The organism is Lysinibacillus sp. 10T31, assembly GCF_056394365.1.
This window is the reverse complement of record NZ_JBFTHS010000174.1, coordinates 1-518: the sequence shown is the minus strand read 5'-3', so window position 1 is coordinate 518 and position 518 is coordinate 1. Positions and strand designations below refer to the sequence as shown.

1 protein-coding gene is annotated in these 518 nt (G+C 65.4%); it reads right to left on the bottom strand.

What is annotated here, in order from left to right; translation table 11 throughout:
- Positions 1 to 518: hypothetical protein (locus tag AC1DCY_RS27445; RefSeq protein WP_477355882.1), on the bottom strand; the 518-nt coding region annotated here is incomplete at both ends.

The window sequence follows — 518 nt, the reverse complement described above, 5'->3', positions numbered from 1 at the left end:
GCGCATGACAGTGCGAGAGGTGCCCGGCAGGGCATAGTGCTCCACCAGCTTCGCGTACGACGCATCGGCCAATGCCTGGCCGCGCGATGGGCCATGCTCTGCCAGCCGTGCAAGCGAGGCCTTGTTCCATTCCAGGAAGTCGGACTGGAAGGCGCGCATGCGTACGACCGGCGTGCTGCCGCCCAGATCCAGCGCGCTGCGTTCGAAAACAAGAAGCGGCAGAACCTCGCCGAACCCCACGTCGCGGCCATAGCGGAAGCTGCGTTCGGCCTGCGGCCTGCCATTGCAAAGCAGTGCGACGCGACCGGGCTTGCTGGAATGAACCATCAAGTGCCGTTGAAAATAGCCCTGTACCGGCTCGGCATCCGTGTTGGACGCCCCCGGCGCGGTGATCTGCAGTTGGCAGTTGCCATCCGTGGGCGCATAGCCAGCGATCTGCAGCGAGCCGTCGGGTGGCCCGAAGGTGACGCAMCCACTGGCCAGCCCGCAGACCAAGGTGATGCCGATCCATCGACGCA